The organism is Phaeobacter sp. JH20_26 (assembly GCF_048056275.1).
Taxonomy (GTDB): domain Bacteria; phylum Pseudomonadota; class Alphaproteobacteria; order Rhodobacterales; family Rhodobacteraceae; genus Phaeobacter; species Phaeobacter bryozoorum.
This window is the reverse complement of sequence record NZ_JAYMWL010000019.1, coordinates 72401-87703: the sequence shown is the minus strand read 5'-3', so window position 1 is coordinate 87703 and position 15303 is coordinate 72401. Positions and strand designations below refer to the sequence as shown.

General features: G+C 60.3%; 15 protein-coding genes and 1 tRNA gene. 4 read left to right on the top strand and 12 right to left on the bottom strand.

Annotation, left to right across the window (positions count from 1 at the left end):
* Nucleotides 1-59: 59 nt before the first annotated feature.
* The 3 genes from VWY60_RS15760 to VWY60_RS15750 form a co-directional block, all read right to left on the bottom strand.
* Nucleotides 60-209: a hypothetical protein gene (locus VWY60_RS15760; RefSeq protein WP_416545178.1), complete on the bottom strand. Its 150-nt coding sequence runs from the start codon at nucleotides 207-209 to the stop codon at nucleotides 60-62.
* A 219-nt stretch (nucleotides 210-428) separates the two neighbouring features.
* Nucleotides 429-1085: a GntR family transcriptional regulator gene (locus tag VWY60_RS15755; protein WP_340546682.1), complete on the bottom strand. Its 657-nt coding sequence runs from the start codon at nucleotides 1083-1085 to the stop codon at nucleotides 429-431.
* 86 nt (nucleotides 1086-1171) lie between these two features.
* Nucleotides 1172-1864, bottom strand: coding sequence for a M48 family metallopeptidase (locus VWY60_RS15750; protein ID WP_416541103.1), 693 nt, complete (start codon nucleotides 1862-1864; stop codon nucleotides 1172-1174).
* Between the two features lie 100 nt (nucleotides 1865-1964).
* Between VWY60_RS15750 and VWY60_RS15745 the strand changes: the two genes are divergently transcribed.
* Complete coding sequence (locus VWY60_RS15745; RefSeq protein WP_416535560.1) at nucleotides 1965-2291, top strand: TIGR02300 family protein; 327 nt, start codon at nucleotides 1965-1967, stop codon at nucleotides 2289-2291.
* A 175-nt stretch (nucleotides 2292-2466) separates the two neighbouring features.
* Nucleotides 2467-2542: transfer RNA gene (locus VWY60_RS15740), tRNA-Ala, on the top strand.
* Nucleotides 2543-2952: 410 nt separating this feature from the next.
* Here the strand turns inward: VWY60_RS15740 and VWY60_RS15735 are convergent.
* On the bottom strand, nucleotides 2953-5832 hold the full coding sequence (locus tag VWY60_RS15735; RefSeq protein ID WP_416541102.1) for a Hint domain-containing protein: 2880 nt from the start codon (nucleotides 5830-5832) through the stop codon (nucleotides 2953-2955).
* A gap of 236 nt (nucleotides 5833-6068) precedes the next feature.
* On the bottom strand, nucleotides 6069-6881 hold the full coding sequence (locus tag VWY60_RS15730; protein WP_416541101.1) for an SDR family oxidoreductase: 813 nt from the start codon (nucleotides 6879-6881) through the stop codon (nucleotides 6069-6071).
* 286 nt (nucleotides 6882-7167) lie between these two features.
* Here VWY60_RS15730 and VWY60_RS15725 point away from each other — a divergent pair, with 286 nt between their 5' ends.
* Complete coding sequence (locus tag VWY60_RS15725; RefSeq protein WP_416541100.1) at nucleotides 7168-8058, top strand: AraC family transcriptional regulator N-terminal domain-containing protein; 891 nt, start codon at nucleotides 7168-7170, stop codon at nucleotides 8056-8058.
* A 66-nt stretch (nucleotides 8059-8124) separates the two neighbouring features.
* Here the strand turns inward: VWY60_RS15725 and VWY60_RS15720 are convergent, their stop codons facing one another.
* The 6 genes from VWY60_RS15720 to VWY60_RS15695 all read right to left on the bottom strand — a co-directional run bounded on the left by VWY60_RS15720 (nucleotide 8125) and on the right by VWY60_RS15695 (nucleotide 13471).
* Nucleotides 8125-9168, bottom strand: coding sequence for a succinylglutamate desuccinylase/aspartoacylase family protein (locus VWY60_RS15720; protein WP_340546657.1), 1044 nt, complete (start codon nucleotides 9166-9168; stop codon nucleotides 8125-8127).
* Complete coding sequence (rimK, locus tag VWY60_RS15715) at nucleotides 9168-10073, bottom strand: 30S ribosomal protein S6--L-glutamate ligase (RefSeq protein WP_340546656.1); 906 nt, start codon at nucleotides 10071-10073, stop codon at nucleotides 9168-9170. Before rimK ends, VWY60_RS15720 begins: the two co-directional genes overlap by 1 nt.
* Nucleotides 10070-10525, bottom strand: a complete 456-nt coding sequence (locus tag VWY60_RS15710) for an ATP-dependent zinc protease (protein WP_340546655.1) — start codon at nucleotides 10523-10525, stop codon at nucleotides 10070-10072. Before VWY60_RS15710 ends, rimK begins: the two co-directional genes overlap by 4 nt.
* A 218-nt stretch (nucleotides 10526-10743) precedes the next feature.
* Nucleotides 10744-12198 (bottom strand): M20 family peptidase, encoded by a 1455-nt coding sequence (locus VWY60_RS15705; protein ID WP_416535564.1) that lies wholly within the window; start codon nucleotides 12196-12198, stop codon nucleotides 10744-10746.
* Nucleotides 12199-12455: 257 nt separating this feature from the next.
* Nucleotides 12456-12866, bottom strand: coding sequence for a cupin domain-containing protein (locus VWY60_RS15700; RefSeq protein ID WP_416541099.1), 411 nt, complete (start codon nucleotides 12864-12866; stop codon nucleotides 12456-12458).
* 218 nt (nucleotides 12867-13084) lie between these two features.
* Nucleotides 13085-13471, bottom strand: coding sequence for a RidA family protein (locus tag VWY60_RS15695; protein WP_340546652.1), 387 nt, complete (start codon nucleotides 13469-13471; stop codon nucleotides 13085-13087).
* A 54-nt stretch (nucleotides 13472-13525) separates the two neighbouring features.
* Here VWY60_RS15695 and VWY60_RS15690 point away from each other — a divergent pair, with 54 nt between their 5' ends.
* Nucleotides 13526-14548, top strand: coding sequence for a GlxA family transcriptional regulator (locus tag VWY60_RS15690; protein ID WP_416541098.1), 1023 nt, complete (start codon nucleotides 13526-13528; stop codon nucleotides 14546-14548).
* A gap of 197 nt (nucleotides 14549-14745) precedes the next feature.
* Here the strand turns inward: VWY60_RS15690 and VWY60_RS15685 are convergent, their stop codons facing one another.
* A complete protein-coding gene (locus VWY60_RS15685) occupies nucleotides 14746-15303 on the bottom strand; it encodes a PqiC family protein (protein ID WP_416538188.1) in 558 nt (185 codons plus the stop codon).

Here is a 15303-nt window from a genome sequence, read left to right as displayed (position 1 = left end):
AGTCCGCATCCTTGCGGCGCCGGGGGCATAACTGCCCGGACCAGGGCGCATGGCCATCACTACAGCAGCCGACAAAGCCGACCCTCGCCCGGTCGGCTTTGTGACATCAGCGGTGCATCACCGGCTGCCAACCGGCAACTGAGCAAAGCGGCCCGCACTGCTGGCCCGGTCTCGCCGTCCTCATCGGCCAGACAGGAGGGATCGGTCATCCAGCTCCCTCCGATCCTCGATCAGCGCCGGCCCTCAGGGCAACGGTACGCAAGCGCTCCCGCGGCCACGCGTCACCGGCTTACGCCGCTGCCGCTGGCGGCCTTGGGCCTGGCCCGGCGCATGGCGCCGGGCCAGGCCCAACTGCGAGGACAATTGTTATAATTGGCCGGAGCCGGCGGGAGCACCCGGCCGACATTGGGACACCGCAGATCCGGCGTTCACCCTGCCAGCAGCCGCAGCCCCTGGGTCACGTCAGACCGGACCGCCAGCCGCAATCCCGGCTCATCCCCCGCCTTCAGCGCGGCAATGATCAGCTTGTGGTTCTGCGGCGGCTCGGTCCGCCGCAACCGCCCGTAGAGCGCCCGCATGGTCGGGCCCAGCTGCAACCAGACGGTCTCTGCCATGGCCAGCATCGCTGGCGCCTGCGCCCGCAGATAAAGCGTCCGGTGAAACTCCAGATTGGTGCGGATATAGCCCACCGCATCGCGCTTGGAGATCATCTCGGCCACATTGGTATTTATGCTTTGCAACCGGTCGATCAGGGCAATATGCGCACGCGGCAGCGCCCGGCTGGCCAGCTCCACCTCGATCAGCGCGCGCAGGGCCGCCAGTTCTTCGATCCGCTCGTTTGTCAGCTCCGGCGTCGACACCCGGCCCGAAGACGACAGGAACAGCGCCCCCTCAGCCACCAGCCGCCGTACCGATTCGCGGGCCGGCGTCATCGACACATCAAACTCGCGACCAATCCCCCGCAGGGTCAGCGCCTCCCCTGGCGTCATCTCGCCATGCATGATCCGCGTGCGCAAGGTACGGTAGACCCGATCATGGGCGGACCCTGTGGGCGGCTCGGCGGTGGGGCGAACGGGATTGGACATGAGGTTCTTGTGATCACAAAACCACGTCACGTCAACAGCTCTCACAGCGTGAGGCCCTGAGCCCTCCCCCGCGCGCCCCGGCGCCGTCAGAACCGGTAGCGATGTAGGTTGTTGCCTTCGCTGCGCAGCCAGCCACGCGCCCCGTCATATGGCCCGTAAAGCTCTCGGACGATGGCCCAGAAGGCCGGTGAGTGATTCATCTCCGCCAGGTGGGCCACCTCATGCGCCGCGACGTAGCGCAGCACCTCCGGTGGCGCCAGGATCAGCCGCCAAGAGTACATCAGCGCGCCATCGGAGGAACAGGATCCCCATCGCGATCGCGTATCCCGCAGGCTGATCCGGCAATAGCTGCGGCCCAGCGCCGCCGCATATTGATCCGACGCCGCCGCCAGCCGGTCGCGGGCCAGCTCTTGCAGGTAGCGCTGGATGCGGCGCCCCGGCCCCGCCCCGTTCACCGCCCCCGGCACCGCCAGTTGTCCCGGCTGCAACAGCAGGCGACGCCCGGTTCCAGCCACCACCCGTCGCGGTTGCCCGTCAATGGGCAGCAGGCTGCCATAGCCTACCTCTATGGGATCCGGGTGCCGCGCCAGATGGCCGCGGATCCAGTCTTCCTTTTCCTGGGCAAAGGCCAGCGCCTCTCGCTCTGGCACCCGCGCCGGCAGCGTCAGCGTCACCCGCCCGTCCAGCCCGGAGATCCGCAAACTGATCCGCCGCGCCCGCGCCGAGCGGCGCAGCGTCAGCGGAACCGGCGGATCTCCGGGCAGGTGATGATCAGCCATGGCGACCTCCCCTTTTGGCAAAGGCTTTGACAGCACCCGGCGCATATGGCAAGGCACCTGAATCGTCGAACCGACTCAGCAGAAAATCAAGGGGATCCACATGCCCAATGAAGAATGGGGTGTAAAGCGCGTTTGCCCGACAACCGGCAAACGTTTTTATGACCTGAACAAGAACCCGATCATCAGCCCATACACTGGCGAGGTGGTCGAACTGAACAACGGCAAAAGCCGGATGATCGAAGCCGACGCCGAAGACGCGGCAAGCCGCAAGGCCAAGGAAAACACCGACGGCGATGACGCGGTGCTTGATGATGCAGATGACGTCGATCTGGATCTGGGCGACGACGTCCTGGATGACGATGACGACGAGGACAACGTCTCGCTTGAAGATATCGCCGACGTCGCCTCTGAAGACGACGATTCCTAAGGCCACACGGCCCTTGGGGGAGGTGCTGCCACCTCCCCCGGACAGCCAGAATTACAGCCGAAATTCAGCTGCCAAAAAAATCTCGGACGATGGTGCATTTTCCGCTTGCGGCCCGCGCCAGCCTCCCTTAAATCACCGTCACACACCGCGAGACGGAAACGAAACGCGGCGGTTTGGGGCCTTAGCTCAGCTGGGAGAGCGCCTGCATGGCATGCAGGAGGTCAGCGGTTCGATCCCGCTAGGCTCCACCAAACCCCCTCTGAAATGAGTAAGATGGCGTGGCTCACCCCACAGCGTTAACTGGCTCATCTGTGCCGCACGGTGCTGTTTTCACTCAACAATCACTGCTGCATTGATCCGCACCCTTGGGCAGAAAGATCGCCTTGCAGTCCTTTCTCCTGTCAGAACGGGGGGCGGCAAATGGGCGACCATCTCCTCGTTTTGCATTTTTGGCAGCGCATAATAGACCCTGAGCCGAAGACCACGGCCACAGCACAACCACCATCCGCTCATGACGCCCGCCGCACGCGACGATGGCTTGAAAAGATGTGCTGCGAGCAGATATGCGGTCACGCGGCGTGGTCACCTTGCGGTCATGCCGATCCCCAGATCGGGCACCTCGCGCCGCGCGAGCGTCAGCGCCCCTCGCCCTCGCGCCGTGTCAGGCCGCGTGCAGATGCCCGATGTCGCGGCGCCTGAGGGATCGACGTGCAAGATCGCCATAGGCTCCGCGCACGCGGCTACGTCCAGGCTCGCCGGTCAACCCATGCACCGCAGCGAGGTCGGGGAACAAGGTCAGCAGCTCTCGCATATCATCGACCGAAAGGCCTCGGATGGCCTCGGGGCCGGGCCAGAAAGTTTCGGTCGCGATGCCTTCGGCAAAGATAACCTCATGTTGCTCGGTCATCAGATGCACATAGGTGACGGGTGCGTGATGCGCGATCTGGCAGGTGAAGTCTGGATCCGCTTCGGCCAGCAATTTCGACGAGATGAACTTTTCGTCGCGGGAATGATCCGGCATCAGGGCGCGATCACTGACAATCAGGCGATGCTGGGGTGACAGCAGCATCGGACGCTCGGGCGAGAGGATCCCACCGGGGCGCAGGCAATAAGGACGCAGATGCGGGCGCTGCAGCAGCTCGGCCGAGCTGAGATGACGCTTGCCGACCCAGATCACCGGCTGAAAGCCGTTGTCAGCGGTTTGCAGCAGATCGCCGACCCGGATCTGACCGGCCGGAACCGCCCCCCGCCGCGTTGCAAGCAGGACATCCGGGGTAAAACAGGGGATCCCCGCTGAATAGAGCTGATTGTGGCTGCTCATCTGCGCGGGGGTAACCCCCTGCAGCACCAATTGTTCACCCCCCGGAAAGGTCAGCAGGGCATTGCCGAAACCATCGTCGGAAACGACAACATCGCTGGTCATGACCGCGCCGCCGACTCCGCTGCCACCAGTCAGCCCCGAAACATCCAGCTGATCGTTGTAGAAGCCATTGCCATCGTCATCGTTGAGATCGAAATCGCCGACGGTATCAACGCCGCCCGCCTGGGTGAGGATCAGCCGGTCATCGCCGGCGCCGCCGATGATCGAGTCCTGGCCGCTACCCAGCGTGATGGTGTCATCCCCGGCACCGGCATCAATATTGACACCGGCATTGTCAACCGAGGCATCAACCACATCGCCCTGGTTCGTCAGGGTCAGCCGTTCAATCTCGCTGAAGGTGACCGTATCGGCGCCGTCGGTGATCTGCCCCGCTTCAAACCCGGTATAGGTTACCGTGACACTGCTGGTGACTGCCGACATGTCGATGTGGTCGGAGTCATTGCCGGCCTCACCGCCCGAGATCGTGTCATTGCCAAAGCCGTCCGACATCTGGAACGTATCGGCATCCGCTTCGCCATACATCTTGTCAGCGCCGCTGCCCCCGACCAGCAGGTCGTTGTCATTGCCGCCGTACATCGTGTCGGCGCCATCGCCGCCTTCCAGCGTGTCGTTGCCATCGGTTGCGACGATGCTGTCATCGCCGGTCCCGCCCACCAGGCTGTCGTCACCGGCCGAGTTGCGCAGGGTATCATTGCCTGCACCCCCGATCAGCGTGTCATTCCCGAGGCCGGTGGTCAGGCTGTCGTCGCCATCGCCGCCATCAATGTAATCATCCCCGTCACCACCGGAGATGGTATCGGCCCCGAGACCACCCATCAACGTATCATTGCCAATGCCGCCGTCCATGACGTCGTTGCCATCACCGCCGTCGAGACTGTCGTTTCCGGACTCGCCATACATCAGGTCGTTGTCAGCGCCGCCAAGCAGGAGGTCGCCGTCATTGCCCCCGTACATGGTGTCGTCGCCAGCACCACCTTCCAGCGTGTCAAAACCGTCGGTCGCAACGATGCTGTCGTTGCCAACCCCGCCGACCAGGCTGTCATCGCCGGCCGAGTTGTTCAGGGTGTCATTGCCCTCGCCGCCGATCAGCGTGTCGTTGCCAATTCCGGTGGACAGCTGGTCATCACCGGCACCACCTTCGATATAGTCATCGCCGTCACCGCCGGCGAGGGTATCGCCCCCCTCGCCGCCAATCAGGGTATCCGCGCCGACGCCGCCATCCATGACGTCATCACCATCACCACCCTCCAGATGGTCGTCCCCCTCCTCGCCCATGATGGAGTCATTGCCGCCCTGACCATAGACAATATCATTGCCATCGCCCGCCAGCACGGTATCGGCGCCCTGTTCGATGATCGTGGTGACCGGATCGTCCAGAATATCACCCGATAGGGTAAAACCCGACAATCCGACACGGGTCTGCAGGGTGAACTCGATCGACGAACGATCTTCAAAGGAGGCAGAGAACCAGGAATCCTGATCCGTATAATCGTTCAGTTCCGAACCGGTGGCCTTGACCACATTTCCGTCGATACCCGTGGTCAGCGAGGAATCGGAGGAAATACCAAAAGAGGTGAAACTGTTGCCATCGATGATCACCGCCTCGGCGTCGCCGGTTTGACTGTTGTCATCAATGTCGTTGAAGGTCGCGGTCGAGTTCAGATAGACCGTTTCACCGGTTATGGGATCAAAAAACTCCAGCCGGAATTTGGCCTGATCCCCCGGCTGGTTCCCGGTCAAGAGGATTTCCGCGCCGGCGGTATAACCGAATTCAACCGACATATTGGCGTTGGATTTTTCAAGCAGGATCAGCCTGCCGGAGATGCTGGTGCCATCCTCAAGCTTGGCGATATCCCTGAAAATCGCATAGTTCCCGACGGAGCCGGTGCTGCCGTCATGGACCACGCTCTGGATGTTGTTGATGTCGAGCGTCAGCGGTGATGCGTTTGCCCCCTGCGCAAAACCGTCCCCCATATCGCCATAGATGACGTCATTGCCGAGGCCCCCGTCGATGACATCGCTGCCCTCCTCACCGGCAACGGTATCGTCTCCCTCACCGGCATCCATGGTATCGTCACCGGTGGTGCCGCCCATTCTGTCATTACCCCGGCCACCGACAAGAGTAGCAAGGAGATCTTCGAGCCAACTTGGACGGGGCATGGCGGGTATCAATCCTTAGCTGATCAAAACGCAGTATTCATGACCAGTGGGAACGGACCCATGGCCAATGGTATCTACACATACCAAAGCCAATTTAGAGGTCTTGCGATAAAAAAGAGTAAACTGGCGCCGAAACGCGTGTTCCAGCCGTAAAACGGCCCGCCCGAACCGATATCCGGCCCGATCTCCCTGCGTCACTTTGCAACCGCTGAAAGCCAGCGCCGAAACCGTTGAAACTATGGTTTCATCAGCTCCTTGATGCCACCGATAAATGTGGCGTCATCCTGCTGATGCCGCTGATCCAGAAGCGCAACAGCATCTGGCCCGGCCCGAAAGCGCAGACGGTCGCCGCTGTCATTGGCGGCCTCCCAGATCACTTCGGCGACGGTTGCAGGGGCAGACGGGCTGGAGGCCAGCCTGCTGAACACCCGCCCCATGGCCTCAGCCGTGGGCGCATAGTCAGGCAGGCTGTCATCCAGTGCAAAATCAAAGGAGCTGCCACCGAAATTTGTCCTGATCATGCCCGGCTCGACAATCCGAACCCGGATGCCCAGCGGTTCCAGTTCGTAATGCAGCGCTTCCGAAAGACCTTCGACAGCGAATTTTGTGCCATGATAAAGCGTGCCGAGCGGGAATGTGATCTGTCCGCCGATGGAGGAGATATTGATGATCGTGCCTGACCGGTTCTCCCGCATATGCGGCAACACGGACTTGGTCACCTCCAGCAACCCGATCACATTGGTGTCGAACTGGCGCCGGATCCGCTCCATCGAAAACGCCTCAAGCGCGCCATAGGCGCCATAGCCTGCATTGTTGAGCAGCACATCAATTCGGCCAAAACGCTCAATGCCCTGTTTGACCGCCACTGCAATCGACGCCGGGTCGGTCACATCCAGCCGCGCAAGATGGACGTTGTCGAGTGCCGCCAGCTCGCCCGTGCTGTCGGGGCTTCGCATGGTCGCGATGACATTCCAGCCCTGCGCCTGAAAGTGTCTGGCAGTGGCTTCGCCGATACCCGACGAGGCGCCCGTAATCAGAATGGTTTTCATAGTCGCTCTCCTTCAGGGGTTCTGCGTGAACATCTCTTCGATACCGACGCGCGTCGTGACATGGCGGGTGATGTGGTGAGGCACCGGCTCGTCGCCTTTTCCATCATGGTGCATCTCCCCTCTGTTGAAGTTCACAACCATCACTGATCCCACAATGCTCTCCGACCCGCCGTTATTCTTTCTCGATTATCCAGAATACTTGCCTGATCCTCCGAAACTGGTGATTTCTGTTATGTAGAGACCTCACCGACTGCTATGTCCGAAGCAGCCCTGGAGGAAAAGCTGCATGGCCAAGCAGAGTCTATACGCACAGGTGACCGCGATACTGGATCGGTCGGGGGTCAGGGATGGCGCGATACACCACGACGCCAGCAACACGCATATGCTGCGCCTCCACGCCAGCACGGGGCTGGAGTCGACCGTCTACAGACCTTTGTTATGTCTGATTCTGCAGGGCGCAAAATCCGTCGGCTCAAACCACAGAACCCTCACCGTCAGCGCGGGCCAGTCCCTCGTGGTCAGCCATACACTCCCGGTCATCTCGCGCATCACCCAGGCATCGGCCGAACACCCCTACACGGCACTTGTCTTCCCACTGGACCTGGATGTGCTGCGGTCTCTGGCATCTGCGGTGCCGCCCGCCTCGACATCCACTCCTTGCGACCCGTTTTCGATCTGCCTGTGTGATACCGATCCCGGCCTTGAGGACGCCCTCTCGCGCTATCTCAACCAATGCGAGGGGGCTGAGACAGCAAAAGTGCTGGCCCCGATCACCGCCCGCGAAGTCCACGCTAGGTTGCTGATCGGGCAGCACGCGGCTGGTCTGCAACGGCTGCTCTGGCACCAAAGCACAGCAAGCCGCATCCATCTCGCCACCCGTGACCTTCAGGCAAATCTCTCGCAGACAATCGCAATCGGCGAGCTTGCCGACCGGATCGGCATGAGCAACTCTGCCTTCTTCGAACAGTTCAAGGCCGTGACCGGCACATCCCCGCTGCAATACCAAAAGGATCTGCGCCTACTGAAAGCCCGCGACGCGCTCAGGTCAACCGATGCAAAAGTGTCGGAAATAGCTTTTTCCGTCGGCTATGAAAGCTCGGCGCAGTTCTCGCGCGAATACTCCCGCAAGTTTGGCAGATCTCCAAGGCAGGACCGCAATACCGCGACACCGACCTAGCCCCCCCTGTCTCGCCGCGGGCTGTCGGACAACAGTGGGAACACTGAAATGCCCATGCCGCCTGGATCAGATGATCTCATCCTCGTCGAACATGGGATCATCCGCGAGCTGTGATGAATGATCATCCATGGCATTCTCGGCCTGTTTCATGGATTGAACCCGCGCCAGATGGAACACGGCGTCACCTTCGTTCACCACCGGCAGTACCGCCCGCCCCACGATGATACCATCGAACGGCGCGACGACCTCGGTTTCTTCTTCGCCAAAGGGATCAGACACCACCCCCAGTACGTCGCCCTGGCGCACCGGATCGCCGTCGGCCTTCAGGCTGCGAAACAGGCCACCCATCGGCGCCCGCAGCCATTTGCTGGACGGGCAGAACTGCGGGCGCGCCTTGGCGGGCGCCACGCCGCGGGCGGAAATCATCCCCAATGATTTCATCACCCTGAGAATGCCCGCCTGCCCGGCGCGCACCGAAACCTCATCAAATCGCAGACCCTCACCCGCCTCGTAGAGCAGAACGGTCTTTCCCAGCTCCTTTGCCGAGTTTCGCAGGGATCCCTGTCGTATCGCCGATTCCATGATGATCGGCGCGCCGAAGACATCCGCCATCTCCCGTGCCACGGCATCCTCCGGCGACACGCGCACCTGCGGATAGTTGATCCGGTGGATCGCCGCCGAGTGGAGATCGATCCCGACGTCAGAGCGCGACACGATCTCCTTCAGGAACAGATGCGCAAGACGCGCAGCAAGCGATCCGCCCTCGTTCCCAGGGAAAGAGCGGTTCAGATCCCGCCTGTCCGGCAGATATCTGGACCGGTTGATGAACCCAAAGGAGTTCACAATCGGAACCACAATCAACGTGCCCTTGAGGCCCCGCAACGCAGGTGATTTCAGCAGTCGCCGTACGATTTCGATGCCAATCACCTCGTCGCCGTGCACCCCTGCGCTGACGAAGACAACCGGCCCCTCCGTTTTGCCATGAACGACATGGGCTGACATATTCACCGGCGTATGGTCTGACAGTGAACTGACAGGCAGATCAACGGTGCGCCGGGTGCCGGGCGGGATCAGCTCCCCGCCGATATCAAACCCCGGGCGTTTGATCATTAGCCCTTGCCCTTCGTTTTGGTTTTGCCGGGTTTGGCGTTCTTCTCGATGAACTCGATCATCTTGCCAGCAACATCAAGACCGGTCGCCTTTTCAACGCCTTCCAGTCCAGGTGAGGAATTCACCTCCATCACCACCGCCCCGTGATTTGCACGCAGCATGTCGACACCACAGGCATTCAGCCCCATGGATTTCGCAGCCCGCACGGCGGTTGAGCGCTCTTCCGGCGAGAGTTTGATCAATTGCGCCGAGCCGCCACGATGCAGATTGGACCGGAATTCCCCCTCGGCCCCGGTACGCTTCATCGCCGCGATGACCCGTCCCCCGATCACGATCGCGCGGATGTCGGTCCCGCCGGCTTCCTTGATGAACTCCTGGATCAGGATATTCGTGTCGGTCGCACGAAACGCTTCAATGACCGATTTCGCGGAGCGATTCGTGTCGGCCAGAACAACGCCAAGCCCCTGTGTCCCCTCCAGCAGCTTGATCACCAGAGGCGCACCGCCCGCAAGCTCCAGCACCTCTTCGGTCTGTTTGGGATCATGGGCGAAGGTCGTCACCGGCAGGCCAACCCCGTCGCGCGCCAGAAGCTGCATTGAGCGCAGTTTGTCGCGCGACCGCCCGATCGCCACGCTCTCGTTCAATGGGTAGACACCCATCATCTCGAACTGGCGCAGAACCGCCATGCCATAGAAGGTGACAGAGGCCCCGATCCGCGGAATGACCGCATCGTAACCTTCCAGTTTTTCTCCGTTGTAATAAATCTCCGGGCGCCGCGACGCGATGTTCATGTAGCACCGCAGCGTATTGATGACGTGGATCTCGTGACCGCGTTCCTCGGCGGCTTCCACCAGCCGTTTGTGGGAATAGAGATTGGCGTTTCTGGCGAGCAACGCGATTTTCATGAGTTTTTCCTTCTGCCGACGATTGCGGCTGCTGGTTTCGGTGCCGTCAAATTGCGCTTGGCGGGGTTCACCAGGATGGAATGCCCGCGCAGGGCCGTGCGCCCCACGATCATGCGGAATTTCATCTCGGTACGCTCGGTCAGCGACAGATCAATCTTCCACAAGCGGTCCGATATCCGAAATCTGGTCCGGATAACGATCCGGGTTTCCGGAATGCCGCTGGTGTTCTTGATCTCGCGCTGATCATGGATCGGAGATTCCACGTCGGTGTCGTGTGAATCATCGTCGAACCGTGTGTGAAAACGAACCCAGGGAACGCCATCGCGTTCGAACGTCACAATATCTGTAGCATGAAGCGCCGATGTGCGCGCACCTGTATCGATTTTCGCCTTCAGGTTCGTAAGTCCAAGAAGCGGGAGATCAACCCGTTCCTGCCAGCCGACAACGAGCATATGAATCGTCTCCTGTTTCCATAGCTGCCCCTGTTATGACAGCTCCCGAATGATTAGCCAATTGGGGTAGCGGACTGTCAGAACGGTCATTTGCAAATGAACAGCGAGGGTTATGAGCATCCACAAGGGGTGTCTGCCCGATCCGCGGAAACCCCGCCGCCGGTCGCCTCAATAGCGACCGTGCGGCGGGGGCAGCTGAGCGGCGGGCCGGTTCTGCGCTACTGTCTGGTTATGAGGGCGCCAAAGAAATTGATCCCGCGCTCCAGGTTTGCAACCGACAGGCGTTCATTCGTTCCATGAAAACGCGCAATATCATCGTCTTCGACCAGGAACGGATTGATGCGATATGCGTTGTCCGAAGCCTGTGCGTAGTGGCGGGCATCCGTCGCCGCAATTGTCAGGCCGGGAACGGAAGCAATCTCCCCAAAAACCGATAGGATCGAGCTCTCGATATCCTCGAACCCCTGCGCAGATGAGCTTGCAACAGGAGAGGCTTCGCGCACCGCCGCAGGATCAAAAACGATGTCAATCTCCGGGTCGTCAATGACCTTCGCGATATGCGCAATCACATGTTCGGCAGTATCCCGCGGGTGAAGTCTGAAGTTGATCGTGGCGGTCGCCTCGGTCGGCAGAACATTGGCCTTGTTTGATCCGCTCAACATGGTTGGCGCTGTCGTCGTGCGCAGCATCGCATTGGTCGAGGCCGCATTCGAAAGCCCCGTTTCAAGCAGGGGGCTGAACAGCCATTGGTTCGCAAACAATGCGCGCTTGTCCAAGGTAAAGTGACGACCCAAAGCATCAAAGAACTCAGCCGTCACACCGTCAAGCCCACCTTCCAGCGGTGAATTCTGCACGCGATCAACCGCGCGGGCGATACGCCCGACAGCCGTCATCTTGGGTGGCAGAGCAGAATGCCCGCCCTCGGCCTCTGCCACCAGTTTCACTGTCAGAAAGCCTTTTTCGGACAGGTTGATACTTGCCACCGGCACATCGAGCCCGGGGATCACGTTGTCGAGTACAAAAGACCCTTCGTCCAATGTCCAGGCCAGTTGGACCCCCTGTTGGTTCAGATGTTTGGCGACAGACCGCGCGCCGTCGCCGCCGACTTCCTCATCGCCACCGAAGCTGAAGTAGACAGACCGTTTGGGGGTGAAACCCTCTTGGATGAGATGCTCGGCCGCGCTGAGCATTGCGATCAGCGCGCCCTTGTTGTCCAACGTCCCGCGCCCCCAGATATAGCCGTCGGCAACCACACCAGCGAAAGGCGGATGATCCCAGCGATCCAATGATCCCGGTGCGATGGGCACGACGTCATAATGCGCCGCCAGAAGAACGGGGGCGAGGTCTGGATCAGTTCCCTGCCACCTCAGGAGCGGCGTGTTCGCGGCCATCATCTCCAGATCCACAGCTGCAAAGACGCCCGGAAACGCCTGCTGAAGAAAATCCGTGAAGGCGCTGAAATCAGCCGCATCGGGTTTGGTGCTATCCGTCTCAAACTGAATAGCCCGGGACAGCAACTCCGTCGCCTGTCCAATATCCGCACCCAGGCTATAGGCTGCCACATCGGTCCGTATGTCAGCCCGATATCGCATCGTATTGATCGCAAGGACGGCGAGCATGACCATAAACACACCCAAAAGCCCCAGCAGGCTCTTTCGAAAAATCGTCCGCATGTCTCCGCGCCCTCCCAACACGCCCTAACCGCCGAGCAGAGACACAGTTGGATAACCTGTCAAAGATGACCTTACGACAGCCATCCCGAATTTCTGAAAGCGGAGCCCGAAGTTTGTCACCCCATCTCGAGATGGCGACCGACCGCCACACCATTACGGGACGCTGTGGCATGATGTGAGCGCCACCTGCGGACCAGGGATCATGACTGAACCGCGCAGCACCCGTTCCGCCGCTTCTCAGGCTCCGCTTTTGGCGGCTATTTCGGATGGGCACCTGTCTCTTTGAACCGCACATCTCCATAGAAGATCACCCAGACCTTAAAGTCGTCAGTGAAGCTCTCAAAGCGATGCGGCACGTGGGCGGGAACGAAAAGCAGATCGCCTGGCCCGAATGGCACCAACTGGTCACCGCGCGAAAAAGTACCTGTACCGGTCGCGACAATATAGAGTTCATCCCGCTCATGCGGTTTCTGTTTGTCTATGCCGACAGGCGCGTAGAGTTCCACGGTCACCTCGGGCGTCTCGAACACGACGTCAAAGGGCGCGGCTTCGGTCAGCTGTCTAGCAACATCCGAAAAAGGGTGTCGCACCACGTCGCTTGATCTTGCCGATGCGGTTCGCGCAGCTGATGTCTGCGCGGATTTCGTGTTGTCTGTCTTACCGGTCATCGTTTCCCATCCCTTTGCATGGTCTTATCATCAATAGCAGGTATCCGCTTCAGCTTCGCCCAATCATCAGGCGCATACCGAAGACGATGCCCTTTGAATTGGACAGGTTGACGAGCACACCGAGCCGCCACGTTTCACGCCCGCCAGCGACAGCCCCCCGTAAAAGGTGCCACCGCAGCCAAACCAATGATTATCCCGCAAGCGACCTTATCCTTCCGTCACAGGCCGTCTTTCATTGCGATGGCCTGTATCTTGATTTTTGCACCATAAGGCAGTCGCGCAGCCTCATAGATCGTCCTTGCCGGAAACTGCGAGAACCGCGTTCGGCAGACTTCATTTACCTCCGCCAGATCCCGTTCAATGTCAGAAAACGCGATATCCACATAAACGATCTCTTCCAAAGAGAACCCCGCTGCGGCAGCGATTTTAAACACCAGATCGAAAGCCCTGTCAGTCTCTTCGGCTGCGCTGCCGGGTCGGTAGCCGTCCTCATATACGGCCAATTGACCCGAGATATGGCAGGTATTCCCAACGACGACCGCTTGAGAAATCGGCGAGCGTGATGTGGGGACACCCGGGACGTCGGTGATAAATTGGCGTGGCATGTGCTGGTCTCACTGCAAAGGAAGCTGTTGACAGCATCCTAGGCTGCATGACTGATGTCAGGCGTGACCATCTGCCTTCAAAATCAGACAAAGCGCCCTCAATCTGTTGTCATCATGGGCCTCGCCGACGTCCTTCTGATGGACGTGGCCGGTCCGGCACAGGTGTTCACATCCACAAACAAGATCTTGGGTTGGCAAGCTTACGACATTGCCATTGTAAGCGAGGACGGCGCGGATGTTGTAACCGACACTGGATTGACCCTCCGCGCTCATGGATCCTTCGCAACCATGACCCAGGCGGATGTCTTCATCGTTCCGGGCGGCCCCGTTGTCGATCAACGGCTTGATGATCCGCTCCTGCAACGTTTTCTGACGCGAATGGACCCTCACGTAAGGCGGTTCGTTTCGATCTGCTCAGGTAGCCTCCTTACCGCCTCTGCCGGGCTATTGAACGGCAGAAAGGCCACGACACATTGGGAACGGGTAGACTTGGCCCGCGCGCGGTTTCCGGGTGTCAATTGGCATCTGGACGAGATTTTCACCCATGACGGCAAATTTCATTGTTCGGCAGGTGTGACGGCCGGGATTGATCTCGCCCTTTCACTTGTTGAAGTGGATCACGGACGGCGGGTTGCCCTGGGCGTCGCTCGGGAAATGGTGGTGTTCATGCAAAGGCAGGGAGGACAATCTCAGTACTCAGAACCGCTCAAGGCACAGGCGACATCAAGCAAGCGTTTAACCGAACTCTATAACCTCATCGAACAAGACCCGAGCGCCGCCTGGAGCGTGTCCAGGATGGCCGAGATAGCAGGCGCGACCGAGCGGACGCTGCACCGCGATTTCACACATGAATTTGGCCAAACCCCCTCGCGCTTCGTCGAAGAGCGGCGGCTTGCAGTCGCCCGAATATATCTGGAACGCAGCAGGAAACCCATCAAGGAAATCGCCGCGCTGTCAGGATATATGACTGAACAGAAAATGCGGCGCAGCTTCATGAAACTGCTAGGCATCCTGCCAACCGACTATCGGAACCGGTTCGGGGAAACCGCCATTGGTGGTGACCACAGCAATCGCTGACAAAGGGCGCCCGACCGATGTCGCCGGAGTGTACCCGGCACGCTTCAACCTGCTGCAAGGCCGGGTTGCCTCCGAACCCCCCTGTGAGCTGCGGCCTGATCGGTGTCCTTTGACTCCCAACAGCGAATAGACACTGTCAGCTCAATGTTGTGAGGGCGATGCAGTGCCCCTTTCATGGTCCCCCTCGCGGCAGGCCACTACATTGCCAGAGAGATCTGTCGGGCGAGGTCCGCCAGGGCCAGGGCGAGCGCATCGGCGGTTGCGGATGGCCCTTCACCGCTGACGGGTGTCTGGATGTCGAAACGCTTAACAAATTCCCGCACTGTGCCTTCGGGGGAGGAGACCGCGAACTGGCCTGTCAGCTCGAATACTCCGTCAGCACGCGCATAGGCCTGGTCCACCCTTACATCCAGACGGGCGTCAGGGCCGGTGTTCAGCGGCCAGGGTTCGATTGCGGCAGAGGCGCCAGTGCGTTCCGTCAGCCCACGGGCCAGGGCGGCGGCTATGCCGCGAGCCGGATCATCCGCCCATTGCGCACCACCAAGCGCAAAGAGCGCGCCGCCTTCCCCCTCGGCGACCATATCGGACGCAGCCGCATAAGACGGCAGAGAGGCCAGCCGGACCTCAATCGTACGGGAGCGCAGATTGGCTATCTTCTCGCCCGGGGCCGCAGAGATCAGATACCGGGCATCATTGGTCGGAGCACAGGCTGCCATCGCAAGAAGGGTCAGCGTCAGGAACATGGCTTTTTTCAT

Excerpts from the sequence above, each read along its gene's own strand:
- VWY60_RS15760 (WP_416545178.1), bottom strand. The coding sequence starts at position 209 with ATGACCGATCCCTCCTGTCTGGCCGATGAGGACGGCGAGACCGGGCCA.
- VWY60_RS15755 (WP_340546682.1), bottom strand. The coding sequence starts at position 1,085 with ATGTCCAATCCCGTTCGCCCCACCGCCGAGCCGCCCACAGGGTCCGCC.
- VWY60_RS15750 (WP_416541103.1), bottom strand. The coding sequence starts at position 1,864 with ATGGCTGATCATCACCTGCCCGGAGATCCGCCGGTTCCGCTGACGCTG.
- VWY60_RS15745 (WP_416535560.1), top strand. The coding sequence starts at position 1,965 with ATGCCCAATGAAGAATGGGGTGTAAAGCGCGTTTGCCCGACAACCGGC.
- VWY60_RS15735 (WP_416541102.1), bottom strand. The coding sequence starts at position 5,832 with ATGCCCCGTCCAAGTTGGCTCGAAGATCTCCTTGCTACTCTTGTCGGT.
- VWY60_RS15730 (WP_416541101.1), bottom strand. The coding sequence starts at position 6,881 with ATGAAAACCATTCTGATTACGGGCGCCTCGTCGGGTATCGGCGAAGCC.
- VWY60_RS15725 (WP_416541100.1), top strand. The coding sequence starts at position 7,168 with ATGGCCAAGCAGAGTCTATACGCACAGGTGACCGCGATACTGGATCGG.
- VWY60_RS15720 (WP_340546657.1), bottom strand. The coding sequence starts at position 9,168 with ATGATCAAACGCCCGGGGTTTGATATCGGCGGGGAGCTGATCCCGCCC.
- rimK (WP_340546656.1), bottom strand. The coding sequence starts at position 10,073 with ATGAAAATCGCGTTGCTCGCCAGAAACGCCAATCTCTATTCCCACAAA.
- VWY60_RS15710 (WP_340546655.1), bottom strand. The coding sequence starts at position 10,525 with ATGCTCGTTGTCGGCTGGCAGGAACGGGTTGATCTCCCGCTTCTTGGA.
- VWY60_RS15705 (WP_416535564.1), bottom strand. The coding sequence starts at position 12,198 with ATGCGGACGATTTTTCGAAAGAGCCTGCTGGGGCTTTTGGGTGTGTTT.
- VWY60_RS15700 (WP_416541099.1), bottom strand. The coding sequence starts at position 12,866 with ATGACCGGTAAGACAGACAACACGAAATCCGCGCAGACATCAGCTGCG.
- VWY60_RS15695 (WP_340546652.1), bottom strand. The coding sequence starts at position 13,471 with ATGCCACGCCAATTTATCACCGACGTCCCGGGTGTCCCCACATCACGC.
- VWY60_RS15690 (WP_416541098.1), top strand. The coding sequence starts at position 13,526 with ATGTCAGGCGTGACCATCTGCCTTCAAAATCAGACAAAGCGCCCTCAA.
- VWY60_RS15685 (WP_416538188.1), bottom strand. The coding sequence starts at position 15,303 with ATGAAAAAAGCCATGTTCCTGACGCTGACCCTTCTTGCGATGGCAGCC.